Annotated in this window: 8 protein-coding genes; 5 read left to right on the top strand and 3 right to left on the bottom strand. The window is 38.7% G+C overall.

The annotated features are described in order from the left end of the window. Window positions 1-119 precede the first annotated feature (119 nt). Window positions 120-2,705, bottom strand: a complete 2,586-nt coding sequence (locus ABS766_RS04095; RefSeq protein ID WP_408083849.1) for a glycoside hydrolase family 3 C-terminal domain-containing protein — start codon at window positions 2,703-2,705, stop codon at window positions 120-122. Window positions 2,706-2,916: 211 nt separating this feature from the next. Here ABS766_RS04095 and ABS766_RS04090 point away from each other — a divergent pair, with 211 nt between their 5' ends. The 5 genes from ABS766_RS04090 to ABS766_RS04070 all read left to right on the top strand — a co-directional run bounded on the left by ABS766_RS04090 (window position 2,917) and on the right by ABS766_RS04070 (window position 14,471). Continuing rightward, window positions 2,917-5,499: a glycosyl hydrolase 115 family protein gene (locus tag ABS766_RS04090; protein ID WP_408083848.1), complete on the top strand. Its 2,583-nt coding sequence runs from the start codon at window positions 2,917-2,919 to the stop codon at window positions 5,497-5,499. 36 nt (window positions 5,500-5,535) lie between these two features. Next, entirely contained in the window at window positions 5,536-7,659 is a 2,124-nt protein-coding gene (locus tag ABS766_RS04085; RefSeq protein WP_408083847.1) for an alpha-glucuronidase family glycosyl hydrolase, read from the top strand. 513 nt (window positions 7,660-8,172) lie between these two features. Then, window positions 8,173-11,238, top strand: coding sequence for a SusC/RagA family TonB-linked outer membrane protein (locus ABS766_RS04080; protein WP_408083846.1), 3,066 nt, complete (start codon window positions 8,173-8,175; stop codon window positions 11,236-11,238). Window positions 11,239-11,249: 11 nt separating this feature from the next. Then, on the top strand, window positions 11,250-13,181 hold the full coding sequence (locus ABS766_RS04075) for a RagB/SusD family nutrient uptake outer membrane protein (RefSeq protein ID WP_408083845.1): 1,932 nt from the start codon (window positions 11,250-11,252) through the stop codon (window positions 13,179-13,181). A 246-nt stretch (window positions 13,182-13,427) separates the two neighbouring features. Beyond that, window positions 13,428-14,471, top strand: a complete 1,044-nt coding sequence (locus tag ABS766_RS04070; RefSeq protein ID WP_408083844.1) for a LacI family DNA-binding transcriptional regulator — start codon at window positions 13,428-13,430, stop codon at window positions 14,469-14,471. Window positions 14,472-14,494: 23 nt separating this feature from the next. On the opposite strand, the gene uxaC is transcribed toward ABS766_RS04070, so the two are convergent. Further along, window positions 14,495-15,901, bottom strand: coding sequence for a glucuronate isomerase (uxaC, locus tag ABS766_RS04065; RefSeq protein ID WP_408083843.1), 1,407 nt, complete (start codon window positions 15,899-15,901; stop codon window positions 14,495-14,497). Window positions 15,902-15,915: 14 nt separating this feature from the next. Next, window positions 15,916-17,085, bottom strand: a complete 1,170-nt coding sequence (uxuA, locus tag ABS766_RS04060) for a mannonate dehydratase (RefSeq protein WP_408083842.1) — start codon at window positions 17,083-17,085, stop codon at window positions 15,916-15,918.

Here is a 17,085-nt window from a genome sequence, read left to right as displayed (position 1 = left end):
TTTTTTTCTTTTCTTATATGTGCCAAAAAAAGCCTGCAGGGTTAACCATCCACTGCAGGCAAAAGCAAATTAACTAACCCAAACTTAACTACTTTTATGGGCTGTAATTGAGCCCTGTACTATTTAATTGTAATTATTTTATTTATAATATTTCCGCTGCCTTTATTAGGTTCTCCAGGCTGGCAGCCACCTATTGCAATCTCAACATCACCTGTAAATTGCTTTTGTTTACCATCCTGTGTAATGAAAGACAGGTCTTGTGGGGTAAGCGTGAACGTAATGGTTTTACTTTCACCGGCTTTCAGGTTTATCCTTTCAAAACCTTTCAACGCCTTTAAAGCGGTTTTAACTGTAGTATCTTTATTTACTATATATAATTGAGCAACTTCATCACCCGCTACATTGCCTGTGTTGGTAACCTGTACCGAAACGGTAACATTTTCTCCCTTTTTAATTTTAGCAGGCATTTTTGGTTTATCATATTTAAATGTGGTATAGCTTAACCCATAACCAAAGCCATATAGCGGCGTACCGTTAAAGTATCGGTAAGTGCGGTTATCCATAGAATAATCTGTAAACGGGGGCAGGTCGCTGTCACTTTTATAAAATGTAACAGGCAGCCTTCCTGATGGGTTATAATCTCCAAAAAGTATATCAGCTACTGCTTCTCCTGTGGCCTGCCCGCCATACCATGCGTTTATAATGGCAGGTATATGCTCAGCCTCCCACGAGGTAGCAATGGCACTACCGGTCATCATTACAAAAACAACAGGCTTTCCGGTAGCATTAAGCGCTTTCATTAAATCTGTCTGAACTGTAGGCAGGGCAATAGTAGTACGGTCGCCCCCTTCAAAACCGGGGTCGTTTACTTTCATCTCTTCTCCTTCAAGCTGTGGCGATATACCGCCTGCAAAAATAAAAGCATCGGCATCTTTATATTTCTCTGCAAGGGCTTTATAATCGGTTTTTATAAAACTTCCGGTACTTAGCCTTATATTGCCTTTACCTTCGCCCTGCCAGTATTCTACCTGTAAATTATATACTGAATCTTTTTTTACCTGTAATTCGTAGGTTTTTGCACCCCAGCGGTTTCTTTGCCATGCATCAACCACTGTTTTACCATTTATTTTAAAGCGGTAACCGTCATCACCCTCAAGTTCAAAAGTTATGGTGTCATCATGTTCAGGCTTAAAATTTGTAGTATAGCGGGCAGAGAAATTATTTGCCCTTATATTGCCTATAACCGCCTGGCCCTCCTGCCACATAATATCGAGTTTAGCTTCGGTAGCTGTTACTGCAGTGCCGGATAATTCTTTATTATCAAAATATTCAGCTTTAAAGCCCTGTTTTCCGTTATAGGAATACTGATTGGTCAGGTCTTTGTATACCAGTATATTGTTGTTGGTAAAGTTTACGGCTTTTTCGTAAACTATTTCAGTGTTTTTACCTACCTTATCTTTTATTCCCTGTAGTACGGTACTTAGTTTTGATGGCATCCCGTTATAATTTCCTAATATTGAAATTGCGTTATCGGCATTAGGGCCAAGTACTACTATCTTTTTAAGATCTTTTTTAAGAGGCAGTGTATTGTTTTGATTTCTAAGCAATACCATAGATTCGTGCGCCATTTTTAGCGCATGTTCAGCATGGGCTTTGCTTTCCAGTTCAGAGTCTGGTACCTGTGCATATTTTACCATCGCATCCGGGTCAAACATACCGAGGCGGAAACGTACCATAAACAACCGTTTTACAGAAATATCAATCTGTTTTTCAGTAATCAGGCCATCTTTAACCGCCTGCACTAATGATAGGTAAGCATCTGTACCACACTCTACATCAGTACCATGAAAAACAGCATCGGCTGAGGCTGTTTCTGCATTTTTATGTGTTTTATGGTTTTTAAAAAAGTCATCAATAGCCCAACAATCTGAAGTAACATAGCCGTCAAAACCCCATTGGTTTCTTAAAATATCATTCATCAATATGTCACTGCCGCAACACGGCTGTGTCCTGAATGCATTATAGGCACACATAACCCCTACAACATCAGATTCTGTTACCAATTTTTCAAAAGCCGGCAGGTAAGTATCCCATAGCTCATAAGGCGTTACATCTACATCAAAAACATGCCGTTCCGGCTCGGGGCCGCTATGCACGGCATAGTGCTTGGCACAGGCGGCAGCGTTAATATATTTAGGATCATTACCCTGCAGGCCTCTTACAAAAGCATCGCCAAGTTGAGCCGTTAAAAAAGGGTCTTCACCGTAAGTTTCCTGGCCGCGGCCCCAACGTGGGTCGCGAAATATATTAATATTGGGTGTCCAATAGGTTAGGCCAACATAACGTTCGTTATTACGGCCGGCTTCCAGCGCTTTTCTGTAAATAACCCTTCCTTCGGTAGCAGAATATTCTGCCATAGTATGCAGGGCATCTGTATCAAAAGTAGCTGCCATACCAATAGCCTGAGGAAAAACCGTGGCTTTATACGGTGTGCGTGCTACGCCATGCAGGGTTTCGCTCCACCAGTCATAAGCCGGTATGCCCAGGCGTGCTATGGCTGGCGAAGAATTCATCATTTGTGATACTTTTTCTTCAAGTGTCAGGCGGCCAACCAAATCATTTACCCTTTCTTCGAAAGAAAGATCTGTGTTGTTAAACGGATAAGATTTATTTTGCGCATTACAGCTTAAAGTACTGTATAACAAGTATAAAGTTATAAAACAGAATGTGTAGGTTTTAAACATTTTGGAGAGTATGTATATAGTTAATTTCAAAAATATAATAATGATATGGTACTTATGACAATTAGAGCAACAAAAATACGAAAACGTTTTAGCTTATATTTTTAAAAGATTTGAAAATTAAAGATATTTAGGGGTAATATTGAATTTAGAAATTTAATAATTTACAAAACATATGTTTTATACCACTTCAAAAAATATTTTCTTACTGTTTTTTGGTTTTCTTTATTTTAATTCCATCGCACAACATCTAGTTACAGAGAGAAATAGCGGAGCGGATTTCCCTATCGTGTCTTCAGCCGAAACGGCTACCGTGATGTATGATGAAAATGATGATTCGCTTATTGGTATTGCAGCCAACCTTTTTATTGATGATGTAGAACGTGTTACCGGTAAAAGGCTAAATGCTGTAAACAAACCCGGTAAAAACAAAAATGTAATTGTTATAGGCAGTGTAGAAAAATCTTCTTTATTACAGGAACTTGTAAAAAATAAAAAGCTTGATGTTACCACATTAAAAGGTCAATGGGATGGATATTATGTAACTGTTGTGCATAAGCCTTTTAAAGGGGTAAGCCAGGCACTGGTAATTGCCGGCAGTAACAAGAGGGGCGCGGCTTATGGTGCTTTAGAACTTTCTAAACAAATGGGGGTTTCGCCTTTATACTGGTGGGGTGATGTGCCTGTTGCTAAAAAGAAAGAAGTTTTTGTTAAAAACAATCTGGTTATGGCCGATGCCCCCAAGGTAAAATACAGGGGGATTTTTATTAATGACGAAGCCCCGGCACTGAGTGGCTGGGTACAAGAAAATTACGGTAAGTTTAATCATGAATTTTATGTAAAGGTATTTGAACTGATACTAAGAAATAAAGGTAATTATTTATGGCCTGCCATGTGGGGGCGTGCCTTTAATGATGACGATCCTGTAAACCCGGTACTTGCCGATAAATGGGGTATTGTTATGGGTACATCACACCACGAGCCAATGCAGCGTGCCCAGACCGAATGGAAAAGATATGGTACCGGCGCCTGGGATTATAACAAAAATGAAAAAGAGCTTAAAGCCTTCTGGAAAAAAGGTATAGAAAATATGGGTAACCATGAGAGCCTGGTTACTATTGCCATGCGTGGTGACGGTGATGAACCGATGACTGAGGGCACTGCTACTGAATTGCTGGAACGTATTGTAAAAGACCAACGTGAAATTATTGCGGAAGTTACAGGTAAGCCGGCTGAAGAGACACCGCAGGTATGGGCGTTATATAAAGAGGTTCAGGACTATTATGATAAAGGTATGCGTGTTCCTGATGATGTTACCTTACTGTTGGCGGATGACAACTGGGGAAATATCAGGAAACTGCCTTCACTCACTGAAAAGAAACGTAAAGGTGGGTACGGTATTTATTACCATTTTGACTATGTAGGTGGCCCAAGGAATTATAAATGGATTAACACAAATAATATAGCCCGGGTGTATGAACAGATGCACCTTGCCTATGAATATGATGTGAAGCGTATATGGATTGTAAACGTAGGAGATATTAAGCCTATGGAATTCCCTATATCTTTTTTTCTTGATTATGCGTGGAATCCTGAAAAATGGACGCCTGATAATTTAAGGGATTATTATACAGAATGGGCAGCAGCGCAGTTTGGTAGTGAGTATGCAGAAGAAATTGGCGCAATTATACGCGATTATGGACAAATTTCTGCACGCAGAAAACCAGAGCTTGTAGATAGCCGAACATATAGCCTTACTCATTATGATGAAGCACTACGGGTTGTAGATGAGTATAAAAACCTATTGCACAAGGCAGAGGGTATAAACCTAAAATTACCAGATGTTTATAAAGATGCTTATTTCCAGTTAGTGCTGCACCCGGTAATGGCAACTGAGAACCTGCACCGTATGTATGTTGCCGTGGCATTAAACCATAAATATGCAACTGAAAATGATAGCAGGGCAAATAAATATGCAGACATGGCTAAAGATTTGTTTAAAAAAGATTCGGCAATCAGCTATCAATACAACAAGAAACTGGCCAACGGAAAATGGAACCATTTTATGGACCAGACGCATATTGGTTATAAATCATGGTTTGACCCTAAAAATGATATAATGCCTGAAGTAACGTATGTTGATACCAAAATGGCAGCACAGCCCTTTACCGAAAATACCGTAACCGAAAAATCATCAAAAATAGTAGCTACTATGGATGGGGAACTGGCTTTTTATGAGAAAAATGGCTATGTATCAATCAACGCAGAGCATTACACTAAGGCTAATAATACCAACGGTATAGAATGGAAGGTAATACCTGATATAGGCCGTACAAACTCGGGCATCACCCCGTTTCCTGTTACTGCATCAGAACAGGTTCCGGGTGATAATAGCCCTTATGTTGCATATGATTTTTATACTTATGAAGATGGAACTGTGAATGTTGGTGCTTATTTTTCTCCCACACTTAACTTTCATAACACCGAAACAGGTTTACGCTATGCAGTATCTATAGATGATGAAAAACCGCAAATTGTAGGTATAAACGGCGGCGATACAGGCAGGATTTGGAATATGTGGGTTGCTAATAATATTATTGTTAAAGATACGTCTCACAAAATAAGCAAACCGGGTAAGCATACTGTTAAAATATGGATGGTAGACCCGGGTGTTGTATTGCAGAATATAGTAATTAATTTTGGAGAGTTAGAAAAAAGCTACCTTACACCACCCGAAACAAGAGTTATAAAAGAGTAGAACTATTAAAGTAAAAAGGTTTAACCTATACATTTTATGAAAAATATTAAGTTAGTTTATTTATTGTTATTGTCGTTTCTGTCTGTTTCGCTTTACGCAAATGACGGATATGATTTGTGGCTGAATTACCGTACGATTGAAGATGCCAAACTTCTTGCACAATACCAGAAAAATTTTACAGGATATTATATTGAAGGTAATTCGGCAACAATGCAGGCAATTGACACCGAGCTTAAAAAGGCTTTACCTCTTTTACTTGACAAAAAAATTGATAAAGTAAACTCTATAAATGACGGTAGTATTATTATCTCTACCGGAAAAATGTATATAGACCTTGGTAATGAGTTACAGTCGGTTGGTAAAGAAGGCTTTATAATCAGGTCAGTTACCATAAATAAAAAGAAATGTACACTAATTACAGCAAATACCGATATAGGTGCTATGTATGGTGTTTTTCATTTTTTGAAATTGCTGCAAACCAATACACCGACTGATAAGTTATCTATAACAAGTGTACCAAAGCTTGATTTAAGGCTTTTAAATCACTGGGATAACCTTAATGGAAGCATAGAGCGCGGTTATGCAGGAAAATCACTTTGGAAATGGGATGAATTACCCGGTGTAGTAGATCCCCGCTATACAGATTATGCAAGGGCAAATGCTTCTATTGGCATAAATGGAGCAGTAATTAATAATGTAAATTCTAACCCCTTAATAATGACCGAAGAATACCTGCCTAAAGTTAAAGTACTGGCAGATGTATTCAGGCCATATGGGGTAAAAGTATATTTATCAATTTCTTTTAGCGCGCCAATACGGTTGGGCGGCCTTAAAACAGCTGATCCTTTAGATCCTGAGGTAATTAAATGGTGGCAGGCCAAAACCGCTGAAATTTATAAGTATATTCCTGATTTTGGAGGTTACCTTGTTAAAGCAAATTCTGAAGGGCAACCGGGGCCACAGGATTATGGGCGTAATCATGCTGATGGGGCCAATATGCTTGCAAAGGTACTAAAGCCCCATAATGGTGTTGTAATGTGGAGAGCGTTTGTATATAACAGCAGCCCTACTGAAGACAGGGTTTTACAGGCTTATGACAGCTTTAAACCCCTTGACGGTGATTTTGATGATAATGTATTGGTACAGATAAAAAACGGCCCTATTGATTTTCAGCCGCGCGAACCTTTTTCGCCTTTATTCGGAGCGATGCCAAATACATCGCTAATGATGGAGTTTCAGGTTACGCAAGAATACCTTGGCTTTGCAAACCACCTGGTTTTTCTTGCACCGTTGTATGAAGAAGTTTTAGATTCTGATACCTATTCTAAAGGAAAAGGCAGTACTGTGGCAAAAGTGATTGAAGGCGAACTTACCACAAAGAAACTAACAGGTATGGCCGGGGTGTCTAATATAGGAAACTCCAGAAACTGGTGTGGCCACCCATTTGCACAGTCTAACTGGTATGCACTTGGCAGGCTTGCCTGGGACCCGGAAGCTTCGTCTGCAGATATAGCAAATGACTGGATACGTATGACATTTACCAATACAGAAGCATTTATAAATCCTGTAGAGGATATTATGCTGAACTCAAGAGAAACTACTGTCAATTATATGACACCACTTGGGCTTCACCATATTATGGGCTATGCCAGCCACAGGGGCCCTGGCCCATGGGTTGACAGGGCAGCACAGCCTAACTGGAAATCTACCTACTATCACAGAGCCGATAAGGATGGGGTAGGTTTTGATCGTAGTACTACAGGCTCTAATGCTGTATCTCAGTATTTTCCGCCTGTAAGAGATAAATTTAATTCACTTGAAACCTGCCCTGAGAATTTGTTACTTTGGTTCCACCATGTGCCGTGGACGTATGAAATGAAATCAGGTAATACGCTTTGGGATGAAATGTGCTATCATTATTATGATGGGGTTAAAGAGGTTAGAAACATGCAGAAAACCTGGGAAGGTATGCAGCCCTATATAGATAGTGAGCGTTTTGAAAAAGTAAAAACACTAATGGAAGAACAGGAATGGGAAGCTGTGTTTTGGAGAAATGGGTGTGTGCTCTATTTTCAAACATTTTCCGGAATGCCTATACCAAAGGGGCTAGAGAAGCCAAATAAACCTTTAAGCTATTATGAAGAAACAATTTTGAGGTAATATATGTTATTTATATGTTGTTAAATACAAGTAAAAAAAACTATCTCTTTTCAGGGGTAGTTTTTTATGCTTATAAATTAATACTGTAAATAAAACTTATATTTTTGAGGAAAACATATTTTTAGATTGAAAAAAATATGAAATACTAAATTAACATTTATTTTTTTAATATAAACATTATTAACGTAATTTTCAACTAAAACGTATTCGTAGCTTTTTTGAGTTGATTATTGATGAGTAAAAAAGAAAATTCTACTTTTGGTCTTATTCACTATAAGTAGGTTGTGTTACTTTTAGATTATGTACAAAAATTTGCTTGTAGAATTTCCATGAAAGTTTATTTTTAGGTCATCATTATAATGATTGCCATGTAATTTTAAAAATTCTGGAATATTCATGCTTTAATTACGAAATCGTTTTAGTTTAATTAAAAAAGAGATTTATGATATGAAACAGTAAATTGAATCAACACACAAACGTTAATTTATTTAATAACTAACTAGTCTAAATTTTATGGAGAAACTCTACAAAGTATCAATTAAGTCTAAGCACCTGATACTATTATTCACGCTAATTTTTACAACGCAATTTGGTTTTGCCCAAGGCCAGAACACTACTGTTACTGGTAAAGTTATCTCTTCGGATGACAATATGGGAATACCAGACGTTTTGGTTACAATTAAAGGAACATCAAACTCAACAGCTACCGATTTTGACGGTAATTACAGTATAAGTGTTCCTCAAAACTCTGTTCTTGTATTTTCTTCTGTTGGTTTTTTACCTCAGGAAGTTTTAGTAACAGAAAGTACTGTTAACATTTCAATGCAACCCGATACAAAGTTACTTGATGAGGTTGTAGTAATAGGTTATGGTACTCAGAAAAAAGAAGCGGTAACCGGTTCGGTTGCTTCTATTTCTGGAGACAACCTGCGCGAAATGCCTGCGCCAAACATTACACAGGCAATGCAGAGCCGTTTACCCGGCGTTGAGATAAACCAGACAGATTCACGCCCGGGTGCTGCCATGCAGATACGTATTCGTGGTGTACGCTCTCTTACAGGTAGTAATAACCCGTTAATTGTTCTTGATGGTATTCCGTTTTCAGGATCTATTACAGATATTAATTCAGATGATATTAAAAGTATTGATGTACTTAAAGATGCTTCTGCAACGGCTGTATACGGTTCTCGAGGTTCTAATGGTGTTATTTTAATAACTACTAAAAAAGGCGCGGTAGGCCAGGAAGCTCAGTTTAGCTATAATTCATATTTTGGTGTGAGGACTGCCAGGGAGTACCCAATGATGAGCGGCCCGGAACTTGTTAAGTTACGTGCTGCTGCAAACCTTTATACTAATGGACCTGATGAATTTGATGATGTAAATACTAACTGGCAAGATTTATATTACAAAACGGGTGTAACACAAAACCATCACCTTAATGTAACGGGTGGTACGGCTAAAGGTAACTACACCTTTAGTACTACCTATTATAAAGATGAGGGTGTAGTGCCTTTGCAGGACTACCAACGTCTTTCTTTGTTCGGTGCATTAGATCAACAAATAGGAGATTATATTAGAGTTGGTGTTACAACTAACAGTAACTATTCTGTAACCGACAATGGTACAGGTTTATATGGAGTACTTTCGCAATCACCGCTTGCAAGTCCTTATGATGAAGATGGCAATCCTAGGAGGGCTATAGAAACAGCTGCAGATCAGTCTTGGGTAAATACCAGGAGCACACTTGAAGCATTGGGTGATAAATATGTTAACCAGAATAGGGCCTATGCTTCTTATAACAGTGCTTATGCAGAAGTTAAAGTGCCTGGTGTAGAAGGGCTAAAATATCGCCTTAATCTTGGTGGTAACTTACGTGTTTCTTTTGGTGGTTATTATGAAGGTGCAGGTGTTTTTGACTTTAATGAAGCTACGGTTTCTAATGCTAATATCAACCAATCAATTAATACAACCTGGACGGCTGAAAACATACTGTCATACGATCGTATTTTTGGTGAAAAGCACAGTGTAAGCGCTCTTGCTTTATATTCTGCACAACAGGAAAAATTTAACAGCTCTGCTTTTTCTACTACTAACATTGCTTCAGATGCCTTCCAATTTTATAACCTTGGACGTACTGATGAGCCTGTTGTAGCAGACCCCAATAACCAGGGATACTATAAAAGAGGCCTAACCTCATATATGGGGCGTGTTACATATTCTTATGACGGACGTTATATGTTTAATGCCAGTTATCGTTCTGACGGATCTTCAGTATTAGCGCCAGGAAATAAATGGCATAGCTACCCTGCACTATCTGCTGGTTGGAATATCGCTAACGAATCATTTATGAGCGGTGTTAAGTCTATTAATCAGTTAAAGTTAAGGGTGGGTTATGGACAGACAGCCAACCAGGCAATAAATCCATATAAAACACTTGGTTTGCTATCATCAAGGCCATATAATTACAGCGATGTATTTTTAACAGGTTACTATGTTTCTGAAGCGCCAAGCCCAGATTTAGGATGGGAATATACAGAAGGATGGAACTATGCTATTGACTATGGCTTATTTAACAACCGTCTTTCAGGTTCGATAGAATACTATGTTATGAAAACAAGTGATGTACTTGTTGGCGTAGGTCTTCCTGGTTCATCAGGTTTGGGTAGCTATACTGATAATGCTGCCAATACACAAAACAAAGGTATTGAGTTTTCTGCCAACGGCCTTATTATAGATAATCCTAATGGTTTTAGCTTATCGGCAGGTTTCAATATATATGCCAATAAAAATGAGATAACATCATTATCTAATGGTACTGATAGAAATGAAGGTCAAGGTTGGTTTGTAGGCCATTCGATAAATTCAATCTATGATTATAAAAATATAGGGTTATGGCAAGAAGGTGATCCTTACCTGGATATACTTGAGCCAGGAGGAACAGTTGGTATGATTAAAGTAGAATATACCGGTGAATATAATGAAGACGGTACACCTGTAAGAGCTATTGGCGCTGATGACCGCCAGGTATTGGACGTAAACCCAGATTTTCAGGGTGGTTTTAATACTAATATGAGCTACAAAGGATTCGATCTTAACATTGTAGGTGGTTTCCAGAGTGGTGGTATACTAATTAGTACTTTATATGGTTCTGGTGGTTACTTAAATCTTTTAAATGGCCGTAGGGGTAACGTAGATGTAGATTACTGGACACCTGAAAATACTGATGCAAGATACCCGAACCCTGCAGGGCCACGTAGTGGCGACAATCCTAAGTACGGTAGTACATTAGGCTATTTTGATGCCTCTTATGTAAAAATACGTACTATAACATTAGGATATAATTTTACTCAGGATTTTATCAAAAAAGCAGGTTTTGAAAGACTTAGGCTTTATGCAACGTTACAAAATCCATGGATAATTTCTTCTCCTTATCATAAAGAAACCGGTTTAGATCCTGAGCCAAACTCTTATGGAGATCAAAACCAGGCTGTATCAGGTTATAACAACAGGATATTAGTTGTGGGTACTAATGCACCTAATACACGTAATTTTGTATTTGGGTTAAACGTAACATTTTAAATTAAAAAGCAATGAAAAGAATAAATTTTAAACCCTTTTTACTAGCATCTATGTCAGCGTTATTGGCTGTTGGATGTAGTAAAGACATTTTAGATGAAACACCCCGTGCTACTTATACCCCGGAATTTTTTAGGACAGAAGAAGGTGTTAATGGCGGTGTAACGGGTTTTTATGCCCATTTACGCCAGATGTACGGACAGGCTTATTATTATAATACTTGTGAAACAGGTACTGATGAAGCTACATATGCACAAAGTGCAGATGGTAATTTTAAGGATATGGACATGTCTGGTGTAGGCCAGATTACCCCCAGCACAAGCCGTACCGATGCTATTTGGGGTGAATGTTTCAGAAATATAAACAGTGCCAATGGTGTATTAGAGTATGGTGCAGAAGCAGGCGCTTCGGCATCACTACTTGCAGAGGCGAATTTTTTCCGCGCCTTTGATTACTTCTTGTTGGTACAGACATTTGGAGGAGTGCCTTTAGATTTAGGATCTGGGGAACTTGCTTTTAACACAACTCCATCAACAGAGTCAACGCGGAATACAGTTCCGGAGGTATATACAAAAGCTATTTTCCCTGACTTGATGACAGCTATTGAAAACCTGCCTGATGCCCCGCGTTTAACAGGTACTGTTACAAAAACAGTAGCACGCCTTTATTTGGCTAAAGCTTACCTTACTTATGGTTGGTGGTTGCAAAACCCTAATAACATACCTACGTACCCTGAAACTACACGTACAGACCCTGACGGGCATGATGCACAATGGTATTTTCAACATGCTTATGATATGGCTATGGAAGGTATAAATAATCCTGGTGGATATTCATTACAACCAACTTATTATGATGTTAACGTGGCAGAAAATGACCGTAACAGTGAAATAATGTTGTATGCAGACCATACAGAGGAAAGTGCTTATTATAATGGTGGAGACCTTAATTATGGCAGTGGTGGTGCGCCGGATAACTTTGCCGGCTGGATGATGACATGGAATTATACAAACCTTAAAAGTGCTGAAGACCCTGCGCAAACTACACTTGTAAACTCTGTACAGCGCGAAGCTGCACAGCCACTTGGACGTCCATGGACACGTATGTGCCCAACAATAGAGGTAGTTACAAACACTTTTGCAAATAAAGTTGATGATTCGCGTTATGATGGTACATTTACTACTACATATCGTGGTAACTGGCCTAAAGGAGGCGTTGCTAATGATGTATTATATAACGCAAACTCTTTACCAGTATATCCTGGAGATGCCATCCTGACTTTTCTTGATGAAGAGCCTGCACAAGCTGTAGACTATTCACCTAATATAAGTAATATTGGTGCCGGTAAACTACCAGGCAGGGCTGATTGGGTTATTAATCCACAAGGTATTAGCCGTCTTACATATCCCGGACTATGGAAACTGGGACCTTACCGTACTGATAATGCTGATGGATTAGGACAGCCTAACGCAGGTAGTACACGTCCGTTTAATATTGCAAAATTCTCTGAATTTTACTTTGTTGCTGCCGAGGCTGCCGTTAAAGGTGCAACGGGTAGCATGAGTGCCAGGGATTTAATTAATGTAATACGTGCACGTGCCGGTATGTGGCGTTTTGATAACAACGCAAATGAGGTAAGAATTGAAGACCATAGTGCCGAAATGACAGCTGCTACACCTGCTGTTATAGATGTTGATTATATACTTGATGAGCTTTCACGTGAATATTACGGAGAGGGTCACCGTTGGTTTGACCTTGTACGTACACAGAAATGGGGAGAAAAAGCAGCAACTTACACAATTTGTGGTTCAGCTCTTTATGCTCATACACCAGAAACATTCCAGCGTACTATTGAAACTCATTTTTACCTGCGCCCAATACCGCAGGGACAAATTGATGCAATGACAGGTGATAAAGCGGCATATCAAAACCCTGGTTACAATTAATAATTTGTGTTTTTTAATATTTAAAGCCTGCAACATTATGTTGCGGGCTTTTTTAGTTATATTAGGTTAATAAAATTAGAATAACTTATTTTTAAAGATTAAATCTGTTTAATAAAATACATTAATTTTCAGGGTATAATTTATTATTTTATAAAAAATGTCCTAAATTTTAATTTATTGAAATATTTTGTATTATTGTACAAATGACTATAAGTTGTCAGGCAGATTATAACAGATATACACAAAATGGCTAATATTACCATAAAAGATATTGCAAAGGCACTTAACTTCTCTGTGTCAACTATTTCTAAAGCACTTAACAACAGCTATGAAATAAGCCCTGAGACCAGAAAAATTGTTATAGACTATGCTAATGAACATAAATATAAGCCAAACCGCTTGGCAAAGAGCCTTAAAATAGGCCAGACAAACTCAATTGGTGTTATTGTTAGCTCTTATTTTAGCAGTACATTTCTGGCTCAAATTCTAGATGGCATACATAAAGCCTCTTTTGAGGCCGGCTATGATATTATTATTATGCAGAGTTTTGAAAATATAGACACAGAAAAAGCTAGCCTTGATGCCTTGGTTTCCAAAGGGGTAGACGGAATTTTGCTTTCTCCTGTTAGTGAAGTTTCTAATTCAGAATATATAAATTATATCCATGAAAACCATTGCCCTGTTGTTTTGTTTGACAGGATAAACCCCGATTTAAAAACTACTAAAATTGGTGTTAATGAATACAGGGGTGCGCTTGAAGCTACCCAACACCTTATAACTATAAACAGAAAGAGGATTTTATTTATAACTGGGGACAAATTTGGTGAAAATAACCAAAGGATACAGGGATTTAAAAAGGCTCTTAAAAACCTTGATATTCCTATAAATCCGCGTTATATGGTGTATTGTAATTTAGAAAATGTAGATGAGATTGATGAAAAAATAAGTTCATCTTTATTGGAATTAAAGAAACAGAATATTATGCCAAATGCTATTTTTGGCGCTACTGATACTATTACAATGCGTTCTTTAGGCATATTGGCCAACCTGGGTATAAATGTACCGGAAGATATAGCGGTGATAGGTTTTGCAAATACCGATATTGCTTTTTCGTTAAACCCGGCGCTTTCAACCATACGTCAGCCTGCGAAAGATATGGGGTACCTGGCTCTGAAAAAACTCATAGAGCTAATAGACCTGGAAGCCACCACTGGCAAGAAAACACAGGTGGAAGAAACAATTTTACTGGAAACTTCTATACAGATAAGAAAGTCCACAACACTATCGTAAAAAAGATACAAATTGTGAAAGACTTATAGCCCAAAATACGTTTTGGCGTTGTTGTAGCATATATCTGATATTACAGAACCCATCCAGTTAATATCATTTGGTATAAAACCTTTATTTATATCTTCGGCAAAAAGGTTGCACAGCAACCTGCGGAAATATTCATGCCTTGAATACGATAAAAAGCTTCTGGAATCCGTAAGCATACCTATAAACGTACTGATTAGCCCTTGGTTAGATAAAGCGTTTAGTTGCTTTGTCATACCGTCTAACTGGTCTAAAAACCACCAGCCAGAGCCAAATTGTATTTTGCCTTTAATGCCTTCTCCCTGAAAATTACCAATCATGGCAGCGAACATAGTATTATCAGCGGGGTTTAGGTTATAAATTATGGTTTTTGCAAGCTTTCCTTCGCTTTCAAGGTAGTTAAAGAGTGCTGAAAGCGTTTCTGCCTGCTTATAATCACCAATTGTATCATAGCCTGTATCAGGGCCAAGTACAGCTACTTTATGGGCATTGCTGTTGCGTAACGACCCCAGGTGAAACTGTTGCGCCCACCCTTTATCATGGTACATCTTACAAAGTTCAGCAAGTATATAAAAAGAAAAAGCGTCTTTTATTTCGGCTCCCTGGGTATCATTTCCATTAAGCACAGCTTTAAAAGCATTTTCAATTTTTGCTTTATCATGTTTTCCTTTAGGCGGAATAGCAGTAAGGCCGTGGTCTGAAGCTGCACATCCTGCACTATGGAAATACTTTACACGGTTGGCATAAGCTGCCAGCAGCGACTCAAAATCGGTGATTGTAACCCCCGAAGCAGTACCTAATTTCTTTACATATTCCCGGAAGTTATCACCACTATCTATAGCAAATATTTTATCAGGCCGGAAGGAGGGGAGTACCTTAACACCAAAGCCACTTTCTTTAATTTTAAAATGATGCTCCAGTGAATCTGTGGGATCATCGGTAGTGCCTACCATTGCTACGTTAAAATGCTGTAATAATCCCTGTGTAGAAAAAGCGTCTTGCTGTAACTTTTCAGAAGTATCTTTATATATCCTTTCAGCACTTTGTGTATTAAGCAGTTCTGTAATGCCAAATGGGTTTTTCAGCTCCATGTGTGTCCAGTGAAAAAGTGGATTACGCACTGTGTAAGGAACGGTTTGTGCCCACTTTTCAAACTTTTCATAATCTGTGGCACTGCCGGTTATATACTTTTCATCTATACCCAGTGCACGCATGGCCCTCCATTTATAATGGTCGCCTTTCAGCCATATATCGGTAATATTCTCAAACTTTTTATTTATAGATATGGCTTCCGGCGAAAGATGCGAATGATAGTCTATTACAGGCATTTTTTCAGCAAAGCCATAATATAGCTGTTCTGCCGTATCTGATGCTAAAATGAAATTATCTTTTAAAAAGTAAGACATGCTTAGTCAGTATTTTATGCTCCCATAATACCCAGTTCAAGGCCGCGAAGTTCCGCAAGGCCACGTAACCTGCCAATGGCAGAATATCCGGGGTGGGTGGTTTTATTCAGGTCATCTAACATCTGGTGCCCGTGGTCTGGCCTGAAGGGAATAGGTGTAGTACGTTTTTGGTTTTCGGCAACAATGGCTTTCATAATGTGGTACATATTTACATCGCCATCAAGATGGTCGGCCTCATAAAAATTGCCCTGTTCATCTTTCTTTACATTGCGCAGGTGTATAAAGTTTACACGATTTTTAACTGCCTCAAAAATAGACGGGATATCATTATGTTTTCCGGCGCCTAATGAGCCGGTACAAAAACAGATGCCGTTAAAATCTTCGTTTACACCATTAATAATAAACTCAAGGTCTTCCTTATTACTGGCAATGCGTGGCAGGCCTAAAATTGGGTAAGGAGGGTCATCCGGATGGATGGTCATTTTAATGCCTTCTTCTTTACAAACATCGGCAATTGAGGTAAGAAAGTATAAGAGGTTTTGCCTTAAGCCATCAAAACCTATTGCCTGGTAGGTATCAATACTTTGCTGAAGGTTTTCCAGAGTGATACTATCTTCACCGGGAACGCCCATCAGCACAATTTCTTCCAGTACCGATTTTTCTTCCGGTGTAATGGTTTCCTTTCTTTCGGCAGCAGCTTTCAATATAGCTTCATCATAATCATTTTCAGCACCTTTGCGTTGAAGCACATAAATATCAAAATAGGCAAGGTCAGGCCAGTTAAAATACAGCGCTTTAGAGCCGTCTGTCATTTCAAGGTCAAGCTGTGTACGTGTCCAGTCGAGCACCGGCATAAAGTTATAGCATACGGTTTTTAACCCACATGCACTTAAGTTTTTTAGCGACTGCCTGTAATTATCAAGATATTTTTCAGCATCACTGCTACGTGTTTTTATAGCCTCATGCACCGGTACACTTTCTACTACCGACCATACTAATCCGGCATCTTCAATCTGTTTTTTTCGTTTACTTATTTCATCAACAGTCCATATTGCGCCGTGTGGCACATGGTGCAGGGCAGAAACTATTCCTGTAGCGCCTGCCTGTTTCACATCCTGAAGGCTAACCGTATCATCCGGGCCATACCACCGCCAGGTTTGTTCAAGTTTATGTGTTGTACTCAT

The organism is Flavobacterium rhizosphaerae, from assembly GCF_046000445.1.
Lineage (GTDB): Bacteria > Bacteroidota > Bacteroidia > Flavobacteriales > Flavobacteriaceae > Flavobacterium > Flavobacterium rhizosphaerae.
The sequence above is the reverse complement of the archived record's forward strand: the minus strand, read 5'-3'. Positions and strand labels throughout refer to the sequence as shown.